At 73.4% G+C, this 14450-nt stretch carries 15 protein-coding genes; 5 read left to right on the top strand and 10 right to left on the bottom strand.

What is annotated here, in order from left to right; all coding sequences use genetic code 11:
- Positions 1–492 (top strand): amidohydrolase family protein (locus ACWDD9_RS36905; RefSeq protein ID WP_449813995.1); only part of this gene is annotated, 492 nt, incomplete at its 5' end.
- A 69-nt stretch (positions 493–561) separates the two neighbouring features.
- On the opposite strand, the gene ACWDD9_RS36900 is transcribed toward ACWDD9_RS36905, so the two are convergent.
- Together ACWDD9_RS36900 and ACWDD9_RS36895 are read right to left on the bottom strand one after the other, a co-directional pair.
- Positions 562–1572: a hypothetical protein gene (locus tag ACWDD9_RS36900; RefSeq protein WP_449813994.1), complete on the bottom strand. Its 1011-nt coding sequence runs from the start codon at positions 1570–1572 to the stop codon at positions 562–564.
- A gap of 157 nt (positions 1573–1729) precedes the next feature.
- Positions 1730–3517: a diguanylate cyclase domain-containing protein gene (locus ACWDD9_RS36895; RefSeq protein ID WP_449813993.1), complete on the bottom strand. Its 1788-nt coding sequence runs from the start codon at positions 3515–3517 to the stop codon at positions 1730–1732.
- A gap of 362 nt (positions 3518–3879) precedes the next feature.
- On the opposite strand from ACWDD9_RS36895, the gene ACWDD9_RS36890 reads away from it, so the two are divergent.
- Positions 3880–4416 carry a flavin reductase family protein gene (locus ACWDD9_RS36890; RefSeq protein WP_369808329.1) on the top strand — a complete coding sequence of 179 codons (537 nt, stop codon included), beginning with the start codon at positions 3880–3882 and terminating at the stop codon, positions 4414–4416.
- 12 nt (positions 4417–4428) lie between these two features.
- Here the strand turns inward: ACWDD9_RS36890 and arfB are convergent, their stop codons facing one another.
- Positions 4429–4863 carry an alternative ribosome rescue aminoacyl-tRNA hydrolase ArfB gene (arfB, locus tag ACWDD9_RS36885; protein ID WP_117489044.1) on the bottom strand — a complete coding sequence of 145 codons (435 nt, stop codon included), beginning with the start codon at positions 4861–4863 and terminating at the stop codon, positions 4429–4431.
- A 98-nt stretch (positions 4864–4961) separates the two neighbouring features.
- On the opposite strand from arfB, the gene ACWDD9_RS36880 reads away from it, so the two are divergent.
- The gene (locus tag ACWDD9_RS36880; RefSeq protein ID WP_369808326.1) at positions 4962–5459 is read left to right on the top strand and encodes a hypothetical protein; all 498 of its coding nucleotides are present in this window, start codon (positions 4962–4964) and stop codon (positions 5457–5459) included.
- A gap of 134 nt (positions 5460–5593) precedes the next feature.
- Positions 5594–6169, top strand: a complete 576-nt coding sequence (locus tag ACWDD9_RS36875; RefSeq protein ID WP_049655167.1) for a TerD family protein — start codon at positions 5594–5596, stop codon at positions 6167–6169.
- A gap of 88 nt (positions 6170–6257) precedes the next feature.
- On the opposite strand, the gene ACWDD9_RS36870 is transcribed toward ACWDD9_RS36875, so the two are convergent.
- The 7 genes from ACWDD9_RS36870 to ACWDD9_RS36840 all read right to left on the bottom strand — a co-directional run bounded on the left by ACWDD9_RS36870 (position 6258) and on the right by ACWDD9_RS36840 (position 12878).
- Positions 6258–7358 carry a hypothetical protein gene (locus tag ACWDD9_RS36870; protein ID WP_380745043.1) on the bottom strand — a complete coding sequence of 367 codons (1101 nt, stop codon included), beginning with the start codon at positions 7356–7358 and terminating at the stop codon, positions 6258–6260.
- A gap of 214 nt (positions 7359–7572) precedes the next feature.
- A complete protein-coding gene (locus ACWDD9_RS36865) occupies positions 7573–8061 on the bottom strand; it encodes a DUF3180 domain-containing protein (RefSeq protein ID WP_049654061.1) in 489 nt (162 codons plus the stop codon).
- Positions 8062–8239: 178 nt separating this feature from the next.
- Positions 8240–8839 (bottom strand): 2-amino-4-hydroxy-6-hydroxymethyldihydropteridine diphosphokinase, encoded by a 600-nt coding sequence (gene folK, locus ACWDD9_RS36860; RefSeq protein ID WP_049654060.1) that lies wholly within the window; start codon positions 8837–8839, stop codon positions 8240–8242.
- A gap of 120 nt (positions 8840–8959) precedes the next feature.
- Positions 8960–9319, bottom strand: coding sequence for a dihydroneopterin aldolase (gene folB, locus ACWDD9_RS36855; protein ID WP_049654068.1), 360 nt, complete (start codon positions 9317–9319; stop codon positions 8960–8962).
- 246 nt (positions 9320–9565) lie between these two features.
- Positions 9566–10045, bottom strand: coding sequence for a nuclear transport factor 2 family protein (locus tag ACWDD9_RS36850; RefSeq protein WP_049654066.1), 480 nt, complete (start codon positions 10043–10045; stop codon positions 9566–9568).
- Between the two features lie 28 nt (positions 10046–10073).
- Positions 10074–10946 carry a dihydropteroate synthase gene (gene folP, locus ACWDD9_RS36845; protein WP_049654059.1) on the bottom strand — a complete coding sequence of 291 codons (873 nt, stop codon included), beginning with the start codon at positions 10944–10946 and terminating at the stop codon, positions 10074–10076.
- A gap of 90 nt (positions 10947–11036) precedes the next feature.
- Positions 11037–12878 (bottom strand): phosphatidylglycerol lysyltransferase domain-containing protein, encoded by a 1842-nt coding sequence (locus ACWDD9_RS36840; protein ID WP_380741892.1) that lies wholly within the window; start codon positions 12876–12878, stop codon positions 11037–11039.
- A 377-nt stretch (positions 12879–13255) separates the two neighbouring features.
- On the opposite strand from ACWDD9_RS36840, the gene ACWDD9_RS36835 reads away from it, so the two are divergent.
- Positions 13256–14410: an alpha/beta hydrolase gene (locus tag ACWDD9_RS36835; protein ID WP_449813992.1), complete on the top strand. Its 1155-nt coding sequence runs from the start codon at positions 13256–13258 to the stop codon at positions 14408–14410.
- Positions 14411–14450 lie beyond the last annotated feature (40 nt).

The following is a 14450-nucleotide window of genomic DNA, read 5'->3' as shown; positions in this document are numbered from 1 at the left end:
ATCGTGGCGCTGCTGGAGGACGAGCGGGTCACCGTCGAGCTGATCAACGACGGCGTGCACCTGCACCCCTCCGTCCTGGACCTCGCCTACGGCACGGCCGGCGCGAACCGGGTCGCCCTGATCACCGACGCGATGGGCGCGGCCGGCATGGGCGACGGCCTCTACCCGCTCGGCCCGCTCCAGGTCGAGGTCAAGGACGGCGTGGCCCGGCTGGTCGAGGGCGGTGCGATCGCCGGCTCGACCCTCACCCTGGACGTGGCGTTCAAGCGCTCGGTCACCGTCAACGGGCTGAGCCTGAACCAGGCCGTCGAGTCGCTGTCCGCCACCCCGGCCCGGCTGCTCGGCCTGGGCGACTCGATCGGCTCGCTGGAGACCGGCAAGCTCGCCGACCTGGTCGTGGTCGACTCGGAGGGCTACGACCTGGTCGCCGTCATGCGCCGCGGCCGGTGGATCGTCGGCGGCGAGAGGTTCTCCACCGTCAAGCCCGCCTGAGCGACGCCGACGGCCGCCCTCCCCCACGCGGGGACGGGCGGCCGTGGTGTGTCCGGAGGAGGGGCGGGCTCAGCCGCCCGGCTCGATGGTGATCTGGTCGACCAGGACCGCGCCGGAGGGCACCGTGAGGGTCACCGTGTTCGGCCCGGCCTGGAACTGCGGCAGTATCCAGGTGCTGTACCAGGCGGAGGTCTGGTCCTTGGGCTGCGGCCCGTAGATCCTGTACGTCACCCCGCTCGGCCAGTCCTTGCCGTTCACCGAGGCCGAGCCCTTGAACTCCGCGCCCGAGTAGTTGTAGTGCACCGTCAGCTTGTACGACCCGGCGGTGGCGATCTCGCCGGTCCAGGTCACCGAGCCGCCCGGCTGGAGCGTCAGGTAGCTGCCGTCGGCCGACTTGGCGCCCTTGACGGTGTTGCCGGAGGGCGCGTTCTGCCCCTGGAGCTGGCCGGCGTCCACGGTCGTCGGTCCGGAGACCGGGGTGGCGCTCGCCGAGGGGGAGCCGCTGGCGGTCGTGGCGGTTGGCCCCGGGGTGGTGGGGGCCGGCGGGGCGGTGGTGGCGGTGCCGCCCTTGCCGGTCTTGTTGTCGTCCGGGTCCCCGGTGGAGAGGGCTATGCCCGCCCCGATCGCTATCGCCGCGACCACGGCCACCGCGCCGATCACCGCGCCCTTGCTCCGGCCGCTGCTGCGCGGCTCCTCCCCCGGCTGCGGCCGGGAGTGCTCGGCGTAGCGGGTCTGCTGGGTGGGCGCCGCACCGTACTCGGGCTGCTGCGGCGGGCCGGGCTGGCCGTACGGGGCCTGCGGCTGGCCGCCCGGGTACTGCGGCGGCATGCCCTGCTGGCCGTACGGCTGCTGCTGTTGCTGCGCCCGCGGCGGGTAGCCGTACTGCGCGCGCCCGACCTCCATCGGGCGGCTGTACGGCGTGCGCGGGACCCCCTGCTGCGGCTCGGCCGGCTGCCCGGTGGAACCGTCGGCCGGGCGGTAGAGGTAGCCGAACGGGTCGTCGTCCTGCGGGGCACCGCCCCCCTGGCCCTCGGGCACTCCGTTGCTGCCGGCGGTCGTCACGGTGGTCTGCTCCCCCATCCGGTGCGCCGCCTGCTGCGGGCGGCGCAGATCATGGACGCTGTCGTACCGGGAACCCTACCTGCCGTATGTGACGGCGGGAAAAGAACCCTTGACAACTCACGGGTAACCGGGACCGACCAGGGCCGGCCCGAGCCCGCGGGGGCCGTCCGCCGGCTCAGCCCGCGCGCCGGTGCGAGCGCTCGCCGCGCGCCCCGCGCACCGCCCCGCCCCGGGCCCGCTTCTCGTCGTACATCCGCTCGTCCGCGGTCTGCAGCACCTCCTCGATGCTCATCCCGCAGCCGGCCCAGCCGACGCCGAGGCTCACCCCCACCCGCATCGCCCGTCCGTCGATCCGCATCGGCGGGATGATCGCGCCCCGCAGCCGGTGGGCGAGGTCCTTGGCCTCCTCGCGGCCGATCCCGTCCGCCAGCACCACGAACTCGTCGCCGCCGAGCCGGGCCACCGTGTCGCCGTCCCGGACGGCCTGGCTCAGCCGCCGGGCGACCTCGACCAGCACCGCGTCGCCCGCGTTGTGGCCGAACCGGTCGTTGATCGACTTGAAGCCGTCCAGGTCGCAGAAGAGCACCGCGAGCCCCTTGTCCACCGCCGCCGCCGCGCCCGAGCGGAACGGAGCCGACCAGGCCTCGCCGCCCGGCCCGTACTCGGCCGGGACCACCGCGTGCACGTGCTCCCCGAAGCCCGGGCCGAGCCCGCTCGGCAGCCCCTCGGGCAGGCCGTAGCCGTGCGCCGGCCCGGCGTACCGGTCCGCGCCCTCCAGCCCGTCGTGCGCCGCGGGCGCGCTGTAGGAGTCGGCCGGGTAGCCGTACGGCTGCGGGTAGGCCACCTCGACCTGCCCGCCGGTGGCGCCGACCGGCTGCGGCTGGGCGCAGAGCCGGCGGGCCAGCCGGGCCTTGAGCTCGGCGCCGTTCGGCAGCCCGGTCAGGGCGTCGTGGCTGGCCCGGTGGGCGAGCTGGAACTCGTGCCGCTTGCGGTCCTCGATGTCCTCGACGTGGGTGAGCAGGAAGCTCGGCCCCTCGGCCGCGTCCGCGACGATCGAGTTGCGCAGGCAGACCCACTGGTAGCCGCCATCCCGCCGGGAAAGCCGCAGCTCCGCGCGGCCGCTCTCGGCGCTGGTGCGCTCCAGCAGCGCCCGGTCCTCGGGGTGCACGAGGTCGGCGAAGCTCTGCTGGCGCAGCACCGCCCGGGGCCGGCCGAGCAGTCGGCAGAGCGCGTCGTTCACCCTGGTCAGCTGGCCGCGCCCGACGCCGTGCAGCTCGGTGATCGCCATCCCGCTGGGCGCGTACTCGAAGGCCTGGCGGAAGCTCTCCTCGCTGGCCCGCAGCGCCTGCTGCTCCTTCTCCAGGCGGGCCAGCGCGCGCTGCATCTCGGCCCGCAGCCGGGCGTTGCCGATCGCGATGGAGGCCTGCAGCGAGAACATCTCCAGCGCCTCGCGGGTCCAGGCGCCGGGCCGCTTGCCGCTGCGCGGGCGGTCCACCGAGAGGACGCCGAGGAGGTCGCCGCCGGCGCTGTACATCGGGGCGAGCAGCCCGTCGGCGGGGTGCCAGTCGTTGGCGTACACCGGCAGCGGGCCGTCCCCGATCCAGCGCGGGATGTCGCTGGCGACGGCCCAGCCGCGGTCGTACGGCAGGAAGCGCAGGGTGCCCCAGTGGTCGCTGACGCCGAGCAGCCGGTCCCAGGACTCCCGGGAGCCGACCTGGCCGAGCAGGACGGAGGGGCCGCCCATCGGGCTCTCCTCCAGCTCCCAGACGGCCGCCACCACGAGGTCGCCGTCGGGCCGGACGAGGCTGACCGCGGCGGCGTCGAAGCCGAGCCCGTGCACCGCGCCCTCGACCACGGCCTGGAGCGTGCCAGCGAGGCTGCGGGCAGCGTTGAGGTCCGCCACGACCCGGTGCAAGGTGCGGAGGGTCGCGAGACGGACGTACGGCTCCGACTCGGCTTCCATGCGGGGGCTCCCCGGCTGCTTCGGATAGTTCTTGATTGGTTATCGTCCGATTGCCAGAAGAACTGAATCACAGGGAGCACAGCGCTCGGCACGCTCGGTCAGCAATAGGCCATCACTTGTGACTTAAATCACACGAGACTAATGCGCCCTTAATCAGTTCATCTGTCCCGTAGTGGGACATACAGCGCCATCGGAACTTTTCTGGTGGTCGACCGCATTGGCCGCCGACTGAAGCCGACTGCGCCCGCCAGTCCGGTCGCTTCACTCCTGAGGGTGAGTTCGGCCACCGGGCGTAACCCTTCGGCCGGACCGCCGGTCCTACGACCAAGGCCCGATGCCGATCCTCCCGGGTGACGACTACCGTGCGGTACGTGTACCCGTCGCCGCAGCCCGAAGCTGCCCCCCACGCCACGCCCGACGAGTTCCGGGCTGCCCTCTCCCAGCTCGCCGCCGGCGTGAGCCTGGTGACCGTCCACGACCCGGAGGACGGCGAGGACGTCGGCATGACCGCCACGTCCTTCCTCTCGGTGTCGCTGGAGCCGCCGCTGGTGCTGATCTCGGTCCGCGAGGACTCCCGGATGGACGAGGTGCTCTCCCGGGTGGACACCTGGGCGGTCTCGGTGCTGACCGAGGGACAGAAGACGCTCGGCTCCCGGTTCGCCATGAAGGGCCGGCTCAGCGACCGGCTGCTGTTCGCGGACACCCCGCACCACCGCGGCCCGCGCACCGGCGCCCCGCTGGTCGACGGCGCGCTGGCCACCGTCGAGTGCCGCACCGAGCAGCGGATACCCGCCGGCGACCACACCCTGCTGCTCGGCCGCGTCCTGGAGGCCACGGTGCCCGACCCCGGCGGCCGCCCGCTGCTCTACTTCCGCGGCGGTTACCGCACCCTCGGCTGAGGGCCCGGCCGGCTACTCGCCGCCCCGCGGCGCCCGGCGGCCCTGCTTCAGCTCGGAGCGGTGCTTCTTGTTCTCCAGCCGCCGCTGGACCATCCCCCGGCTCGGCCTGGTCGCCCGCCGGGCCTTCGGCGGCGGCGCGCACGCCTCGGTCAGCAGCGCCGACAGCCGGGCCGCGGCCGCCTCCCGGTTGCGCCACTGCGAGCGGAACTCCGAGGCCTGGACCACCAGCACCCGGCCGTCCACCAGCCGGCCGGCCAGCCGCTCCAGCGCGCGCTCGCGCCACACCTCGGGCAGCGCCCTGGTCGAGGCCAGGTCGAAGCGCAACTCGGCCTTGGAGTCGGAGGTGTTGACGTGCTGGCCGCCGGGGCCGGAGGAACGCGAGAAGCGCCAGACGAGCTCGGCGTCGGGGACGACCACCGACCCCCGTACGCGGATGGGCTCGGACATGCGCCCATCATCCCGCGCCCGGCCCGTCCGGTCACCCGGATATCGGTACGCCCCCCGCTTCCGCACCCGGTTACCCCCGGGCGCCCCGAGCCCCGACAATGGCGTACGTGATCGAGCTCGGCTACTCCCTCTCCAACCGCTTCCCCGACCCCCCGCAGACGGACTACCGCACCGCGTCCGTGCACGCCCTGCGGTACGACCTGTTCTGCGGCGACGTCTACCTGGACGGCGAGGGCTCGGAACTGTCCACCGCCTGGGGCTGGGTGCCCGTGCTCGACTTCGCCTGGGCGCTGTGCGACGTCGCCGAACTCCTGGACCGCGACCCGGACGGCGTCCGGGCCGCCCGGGTGCAGACCGCCGACCTCGACTTCACCCAGAACACCGAGCTGCTGCGCTTCGCCCGCCGCTTCAACTGGGTCGAGGTCACCGCCACCTGGCTGCCGGACGAGCCGCCGGTGGTGGTCCGCCACGGCGAGCTGCGGCGCGAGGCCCGGGACTTCCTCCAGGACACCCTGGCCGACCTCTTCGACATGCACCCCGACCTGGCCGACAACCCGAACATCTGGACGCTGCAGGGCCGGTTCCGGCGCATCTGACACGTCCTTTGCCCGGCCTTTGCCCTCCGTTGGGCGCCCACGAAGAATTCACGGCCCCTGCGGAACCAAGCCACCGCGGTATTGCGTTGTCCCGGGAAATAGCGAACGAAGCGAACGAAGGGACTGCAATCGTCATGCCAGTGAGCCTCTCCAAGGGTGGCAACGTCTCGCTGACCAAGGAGGCCCCCGGCCTGTCCGCGGTCACCGTCGGCCTGGGTTGGGACGTCCGCACCACGACCGGCGCCGAGTTCGACCTCGACGCCAGCGCGATCGTCCTGAACGCGGACGGCAAGGTGCTGTCCAACGGCCACTTCGTCTTCTTCAACAACACCAGCACGCCGGACAACACCGTCGTGCACACCGGTGACAACCGCACCGGCGAGGGCGCGGGCGACGACGAGTCGATCAACATCAACCTGGCCGGCCTGCCGGTCGAGGCCGCCAAGATCACCTTCCCGGTCACCATCTACGACGGCACCGCCCGCGGCCAGAACTTCGGCCAGGTCCGCAACGCCTACATCCGCGTGGTGAACGCGGCCGGCGGCGCCGAGATCGCCCGCTACGACCTCTCCGAGGACGCCGCCACCGAGACCGCGATGATCTTCGGCGAGCTCTACCGCAACAACGGGGAGTGGAAGTTCCGCGCCGTCGGCCAGGGCTACGCCTCCGGCCTGGCCGGCATCGCCCAGGACTTCGGCGTCCAGCTCTGACGCACCCGCGGACAACGCCGCGGCGCGGGAAGTCGGTCCGTCCGACTCCCCGCGCCGCGGTTTCTCCGTTTCCGGGGCCCGGCGGGCCTCAGCGCGAGGCGCGCAGCTCCGGCAGCTGGATCAGCTCGGTCTCGTCCTCCGGCGTCAGGTCCACCACGGTCGGCCCGCCCTGCTCCGGCCGCTCGGCCGACTCCGCCGCCCGGGCCTCGGCCACGGCCTTCTCGGCCACCGCCTCGTCGCCCACCACGTCCGCCAGGTCGGCGCGCTCCCCCAGTTCGGCGACGCTGCCCACCGCCGGTGCCGGGGCCGCCGGGCGCGCCGGGGCAGCCGCACCGCGGCCGAAGAAGCTGAAGCCCTGCCCGCGGGCCGGACCGGACTGCGCCGGGCGCGGCCGCTGCCGCTCCACCGGCGCGGGCGCCGCGGCCGGCCCGGCCGACGCGCCGCCGAGCTGACCGACCGTCGCGGTCAGCGCCGGACGCACCGGCTCGGGCCGCACCGGCGCCGGGGCCGCCGGCGCCTGCCCCGGGGTCGGCACCGAGGGCGCCACCGGGGCCGGCACGGCCACCGACGCGGCCGGGGCGACCGGCGACTCCTTCGCGGGCTTCCGCAGGGCCACCTCCGCGCCCGCCGTACGCGCCCGCCGGGCCTCCTGCTCCGCCGCGCGGCGCTCCAGCAGCCGCAGCACGGACGCCGCCCGCACGTAGGCGGCCGGGCTGGCCGGATGCTTCGGACGGCTCGCGGCGAGCGCCTGCTGGGCCGCCTCGGCCTCCTTGAGCGCCTGCTCGGCGACCGCCACGGCCCGCTCGCGCAGCAGCCGGGCGATCTCGGTCTCGGCCTTCGCCAGCCGCGACTTCTCCGCCGTCAGCCGCCGCCCGAACCGGGTGGCCCGCTCCTCGGCGACCTCCGCCGCGTACTCGGCCTCGGCCAGCTGCTCCTCGAACCGCTCCTCGGCGCGCAGCCGCTGGGCCGCGGACGTCTCGGCGGCCGCCCGGGCCGCCTTGTCCCGCTGGCGCAGCAGCAGCGCGAAGCCGAGCGTCGCGATCACCGCCGCGACGCCCACCGAGCGCACCAGGACGGTGTCCTGACTGAAAAGCAGAGCGGCCAGTGCGGCGACCAGCAGCACGCCGGCGGCGGTGGGGGGAAAGACCCGGCCGAGGACGGAGGAATGACGGTGGCGTCCGCGAGACATGTCCAAGAAACTAGCGTGCGAATTGGGGGCCTGTCAGCCCAGGGTCCCCTTCCGCCCTTGACAGGGTGCGGTTTTTACCGCACGTGCCCGGATTCTCACGCAAGATCACGAGGAAAGCCCTGCTCAGCGGTGCCGACGAGGCCGACGGTGCCGGCGGGGCCGTCGAGGCCCCCGTGACGCCCGGGCGGCGCCCCGGCGCTGCCCCGGCCGCGTCTCAGCGGTGCGACGCCGCCGGACCGCCCGGGTCGTCGTGGTTCTCCGGCAACTTGCACACGTGCTGGATCCAGAGCGCCGCCGCGATCACCGCGGCCCCCGCCAGCACCGCGAGCCCGGCCGTCACGGCCTGGTCCTTGCGGGCCGACACGTCCAGCTCGCCCAGCAGGTAGATCCCGGCCCCCGCGTAGATCCCGGTGACCACCGAGGAGACCAGCGCGCTGGCCTGCCCCAGCACCACCGCCCGGGCCGCCAGCAGCGGGTCGACCCCCTTCGCCCCGGGCTGCCGCTCGCGCACCGCCTTCAGCCGGGCCCGCAGCGACAGCGCGGTCGCCAGCAGGACCACCGCGACCGCCGCCAGCACCACCGGCGCCGCGGCCGGCACCGCCGGCAGCGTGTCCACGGAGGCCCACAGCTTGGAGCCGGCCCAGGACAGCGCCGTCGTGGCGGCGGTGATGCCGATCAGGAGGCGGAGGCGAAGCAGCTTCACTCGGAGGAGGTCCTTCCCGGGTACCCGAACCGGCCGCCCGCCCGGTGGCGCGGCGACGCCAGGCCACCGTACCGGGCCCGGCCGGGCGGGCACCCGCGTGAACGGCGGACACCTACTCGTACGGCCGGGCCCCCGGCCGAGTTCCCCGGGCAACGGCCCCGGTCACCGGCCTCCGGACCTACTCGGGCAGCGTCAGCCCGATGTCCTCGCGGCGCTTCACGCCCTGCGCGTCCGGACCGCCCAGCGCGGTCAGCAGCGCGTCCACCCGCCCGTGCCCGGGCACCTCGGCCTCCGGCTGGGCGTCCAGCCAGGGGGCGAGCACGAAGGCGCGCTCGTGCGAGCGCGGGTGCGGCAGCAGCAGCTGCGGGTCGTCGCTCAGCACGCCCTCGTAGGCCAGGATGTCGACGTCCAGGGTGCGCGGGCCCCAGTGGACGGTCCGCACCCGCCCGAAGGCGTCCTCGATGGCGTTGCCGCGCTCCAGCAGGTCCCGCGGGGGCAGCGAGGTGCGCAGCACCACGACCGCGTTGTAGTAGTTCGGCTGCTCCTCGGGCCCGCCGACGGCCTCGGTCTCGTACACCGCGGAGACGGCCTTGATCTTCAGCCCCGGGGTGTCGGCGAGCGCGTCGACGGCCCCCTGGAGGGTGTCCAGCCGGTTGCCCAGGTTGCTGCCGAGCGCGATCACCGCGCAGCGCTGGCTGTGCAGCGTGGTGTCGGCGGAGTCCACCCGGCTCTCCAGGTCGAACGCGTTCGGCGTGGCGGTCGGGTCACTGGTGCTCATGCGCCCGCCTCGCTTCGCTCAGCAGGGGCACTCACCCATGCGCACCTCTTGATCATCCGCTCGCTTCGCTCGCTCATCGGAAAACGTCCTCTACATCGGATACCGGGCGCGCGGTGGGGGTCATGCGCGGCCCCGGTGGATGGTCACGGTCACGTCGTCGAACGGCACGGTGATCGGGGCGTCCGGCTTGTGCACGGTGACCTCGACCTCCTCGACCGCTTCGTGCTTGAGGCACTGGTCGGCGATCCGCTGGGCCAGCGTCTCGATCAGGTCGACCGGCTCCCCGGCGATGATCGCGGTGACCTCCTCCGCCACCAGCCCGTAGTGCGCGGTGCGGGTGAGGTCGTCTCCGGCCGCGGCGGGGCGGGTGTCCAGGTGGAGCACGAGGTCGACCACGAAGGTCTGCCCCTCGACGCGCTCGCGCTCGAAGACGCCGTGGTGGCCCCGGGCTCGCAGCCCCCGCAGGGTGACGCGGTCCAGCAAACGAATCACTGCTCCCAGTCGGACGGGCCCCGCCCGGAGAAAGGCATGGACGGGCAGGGCGAAGGCGGGCGGCACGCCCGCCACTCCGTTTCGAATCTACCCGCGAGCACGGACAACGCCTGACCGTCCTACCCGGCACGAACCGACGCCACGCGCACCGATATGGCGATTGACGTGAACGTTCGGTGACCACTCGGAAATTCCCGGCGACTTCCCGGCACCGCATTTCCGCAAGTGCCGGAATCAGCTCTCCTCGTCGTCGTCCCCGCTGGTCAGAACGGGTGAACCGTGATGCGACCAGAGCTTCCACCCGGCCGGGGTACGACGGAACAGATTCGTCGACACGACCTTTCCGCCGACCAGCGGCCCGAGTTCCCCCTCCTCCTCCGACTCTCCGCCGGACAGGATGTTCTCGGTGCACGTGACAAGGGCCACATCACCGTGCACCTCGGCCTCGACATCGGTCAGGAAGAACTGGATGTACTCCGTGTTCATCATGATCAGCATGTACGAACGGGTCACCTGGGCCCGGCCGCGGAGCACCGGCCAGCCCGGGTGCACGCACACCACGCCACCCTTGTCGTCGGCGTCCGCGGCGCCCAGCCAGGCGTCCTCGACCGCTTCCAGGTCCCCCCGTTCCAGCGCCTCGTAGAGCCCCTGGTTCGCCGCCAGAACGGCCTCCAGGTCCGCCTCGCGGGCCCGCCCGGCCGTACCGCCGCTCAACCTGCCGTCACCTGTCACAGACCCTCCCTCACCCCAACCGCGCCGCGTGCTGCCAGGCCGCGACCACCCGGACGGCATCCGCCGTGCCGGACACGTCGTGCACCCGCACCGCCCAGGCTCCCGCCCGTGCGGACAGCACCGACACCGCGGCCGTCGCGTCGTCGCGCTCCCGGGCCGGGCGCAGTTCCCCGGTTGCCGGGTCGGCGAGCAGCGTACCCAGGAACCGCTTGCGCGAAGCCGCCACGAGCACGGGACGGCCGAGCGCGGTGAGCGCGTCCAGCCGGCCGAGCAGCGCCCAGTTGTGCTCGGAGGTCTTGGCGAAGCCGAGCCCCGGGTCGAGGATCAGCTGGTCCTCCTTGACCCCGGCCGCCAGCAGCGCGTCCACCCGGTCGGTCAGCTCGGCGACCACGTCCCGCACGACGTCGTCGTAGACGGCCATCCGGTCCATGTCGGCGGACTGCCCGCGCCAGTGCATCACCACGAAGGGCGCGCCGGTCTCGGCGACCACCCGGGCCATCGCCGGGTCGGCGAGCCCCCCGGAGACGTCGTTGACGATCGCGGCGCCGGCCTCGACGGCCCGCTCGGCGACCGAGGCGCGCATGGTGTCCACCGAGACCACCACCCCGGCGTCGGCGAGCTCGCGCACCACCGGGATCACCCGGCGCAGCTCCTCCTCCTCGGGGACCCGCTGCGAGCCCGGCCGGGTGGACTCGCCGCCGACGTCCACCAGGTCGGCACCGCGGGCCCGCAGTGCGAGGCCGTGCGCGATCGCCTTGGCGGGGTCGTGCCACATCCCGCCGTCCGAGAAGGAGTCGGGCGTGACGTTGACCACGCCCATCACGGCGCAGCGCTCCAGTCGCGGCAGACCGGCCGGCAGGGAGAAGGAGGGCGAATCGTTCATGCTTCCCATTATCGAACGGGGCCCCCGCCGAGGATTCTCGGCGGGGGCCCCGTTCCGTGCCGTCGCGGCCCCGAAGGCCCGCGACGGGCCTCAGGCGGCCTCGGTGACCTCACGGGTCGACGGGACCGGCATCAGCCCCTCGCGCTGGCGCCGGCGGCCGAAACGCGGCATCCCGAGCGTGATGAAGGCCTCCGCCTGCATCGCGGCGAAGCCGATCCGGGGCAGGTCCCGGGTGCTCGGGAAGACCAGGAAGCGCGGCTCCCACTCGGGCTGGAACTTGGCGTTGAACTTGTACAGCGACTCGATCTGGAACCAGCGCGACAGGAACACCAGCAGCCCCCGCCAGGCGCGCAGCACCGGGCCGGCGCCGATCCGCTCGCCGCGGGCCAGCGCCGAGCGGAACATCGCGAAGTTGAGCGACACCCGGCGCACGCCCATCGCGGGCACCGCCTGCAGCGCGGCGACGATCAGCAGCTCGTTCAGGCCCGGGTCGGCGGCGCGGTCGCGGCGCATCAGCTCCAGCGAGATGCCGTCCGGCCCCCAGGGCACGAAGTGCAGCACGGCCTTCAGGTCGTCGCCCTCCTCGCCCTCCTCCGGGGCCTTGTGGGCGGTGACCACCACGCAGTCGTCGTCCAGCGGGTCGCCGAAGCGGCCGAGGGCCATCGAGAAGCCGCGCTCGGTGTCGGTGCCGCGCCAGCGGGCGGCGGCGTCGGCGATCCGGTACTTCTCCTCCACGGTGAGCTCGGAGACCCGGCGCACCTGGCAGGAGTAGCCGTTGCGCTCGATCCGCTTGACCATCTGGCGCACGTTGCGCATGGCCCGGCCGGAGAGCGAGAAGGACGCGGTGTCCACGATCGCCTCGTCGCCCAGCTCCAGCGCGTCCAGGCCCGCCTCACGGGTCCAGACCTCGCCGCCGACCTCGCTGCACCCCATCACGGCCGGCACCCAGGCGTGCTCGCGGGCCTCGGCCATGAACACCTTGATCGCGCCCGGCCAGGCCTCGACGTCGCCGACCGGGTCGCCGGAGGCCAGCATCACGCCGGAGACCACCCGGTAGGAGATCGCGGCCTTGCCGGTGGGCGAGAACAGCACGCTCTTGTCGCGGCGCAGCGCGAAGTAGCCGAGCGAGTCGCGCTCGCCGTGCCGCTTGAGCAGCTCGCGGACCTTCTCCTCGTCCTCCGCGGTCAGCTCGGGCTTCGGCTTGCCCGGGCGCAGCGCCAGGTACGCGGTGGTGAAGGCGGTCAGCAGGCCGAGCCCGCCGAGCAGGTAGGCGACCAGGTCGGACATCCGGACGTTGTTGTACCGGATCGGGCCCTCGAAGCCGAACAGTCCGTACCCGACGTGCTGCAGGCGCTCGGTCAGGCCCGGGTGGCCGATCTCGTACTTGGTCCGGGTGCTCACGATCAGCAGGCCGAGCAGCACGCTGAGGACGCCCATGACGACCAGGTTGACCACCGCCCGCCAGCGGGTGCGCGGGTCGGCCTTGGCGTAGAACTCGCGCTGGTGGACCAGCATCACGGCGAGGACCACCAGCGAGACGACCGCCGGGCCGATCTGGTGCCAGCGCACGATGTGCAGCCCGGCGCTGACCGGCAGCAGCACGCAGACCGCCCGCCAGGCCCGCCGCTTGCGCCGGCGCAGCGCGTGCGCCAGCGGCACCAGCAGGATGCCGACCATCAGCGCGCCGACCGCCGCCAGGCTGGTGGTGCCGCCCGGCAGCTGCCCGGCGAAGGTGTGCACCTTCGTGTGCCGGAGCCTGGGGAACACCGCGCTGGCGATGTCCACGAGCCCGATCAGCAGACAGGCGTAGCCGACCGCTCCGGGGAGCCAGGCCCTCGGGACGGCGGACGCCTGGTTGCGCAGCGTCTGCAGGCCGCGGCGACGGCGCGGCGGCTGCTCGGGGCTCGGCTCAACGGACACGGGAACGCTCATGGAAGCTCAGCGTAGAGGCTGCGGTGCGGTGTCCGGTCACTCCGGGGGAGGACGCGTGATGGACCTTCATGCCTATTCCTTCATCAGGCAATGCGCATACCAAGGACCCGGAAACGGTCGGTAAACCGGGGCCGTGGTCGCGCTGCGGGTTGAGCCGGCGGTGGGAGCCGGGGGCCCGCCGCAGCGTGGCGCGACGGGACCCTCCGGGACGCGTTACGTACGGTGGACGCCGCATTCTAGGGCGCCGGTTGCCTCCGGCTCTCCCCGCCCTATCAGCCCGCCCGGGCATCCGGACAGCCTAGCCACGGTGGCCCGGCCTGACGGACCGCCAGACGATGAAGCCTGCACCGACAGTGTCCCACCGGAAGGCCGACGGCATGGAACTGACCAGCGACGCGCTGGTGAACTCGCTTCTCGCACTCGGCGCCGCGGCGGTCGTCACGACCCTGTGGCTCTGGCCGCGGCTGGCGCCGCAACGTCCGCTGCCGGTGCTCGGCCGGATCGGGTTACTGACGGTCGTTCAAGCCTCGGTCCTGGCCGTGCTCGCGCTGTCGGTGAACAACTCCTTCGGGTTCTACACCTCCTGGGACGACCTGCTCAGCCCCGGCGGCGCCAAGCTCGCGCTGGCCGGCAACGAGAACCACAAGGGCGGCACCCCGGTCCCCGACGCGCTGGTCCAGCCCACCACCGAGGGCGGCCTGGAGACCATCACCAACCTGCCGAAGGGCCCGCCCGAGGAGGTCGGCAGGATCGAGTCGGTCCGGGTGAGCGGCAAGGAGACGGGCTTCTCCGACCAGATGTTCGTCTACCTGCCGCCCGCGTACTTCGACCCGAAGCTCACCCTGGTCCGCTTCCCCGTCCTGCTGGCCATCGCCGGCTACCCGGGCACCACCCTGAACCTGCTGCACGAGCTGCCCCTCGCCCAGACCGCGATCGAGCTGCAGCGCTCCGGCAAGATGCCGCCGACCGTCCTGGTGATGGCCCGCCCGGCGGTCGTCCCGTCCCGGGACACCGAGTGCGTGGACGTCCCCGGCGGGCCGCGCACCGAGACCTGGTTCGTCAAGGACGTCCCCGAGGCCATCCTCAGCGCCTACCGGGTCGGCCGCACGGCCGGCTCCTGGGGCACCCTCGGCTACTCCACCGGCGGCAGCTGCGCGCTGCGCCTGGCGATGCGCTTCCCGAACGTCTACGGCAGCGCGGCGAGCCTGCACGGCGACTTCACCGTGCGCCAGGACAACTACACCGGCGGCGACCTCTTCAACGGCGACAAGGCGCTGGCCCAGCAGCACGACCTCGGCTGGCGGCTGCAGAACCTGCCGGTCCCGGCGCTCAACGTGCTGGCGGTCTCCACCCGCGCGGAGGGGGACTACCCGCAGACCGTCCAGTTCGTCGACCTCGCCACCAGGACCGCGGCGGCCAACCCCCAGTTCAAGATCGACTCGCTCTACCTGGACGACGGCGGGCACAACTTCGACAGCTGGACCAGGGAGCTGCCGGCCACCCTCGAATGGCTGGGCTCGCACCTCGGCTAGCGCACGTGGGTGACTACCCGCCGGTCGGCCCGCCCGGCCG

The organism is Kitasatospora sp. NPDC001119, from assembly GCF_053598475.1.
The sequence above is the reverse complement of the archived record's forward strand: the minus strand, read 5'-3'. Positions and strand labels throughout refer to the sequence as shown.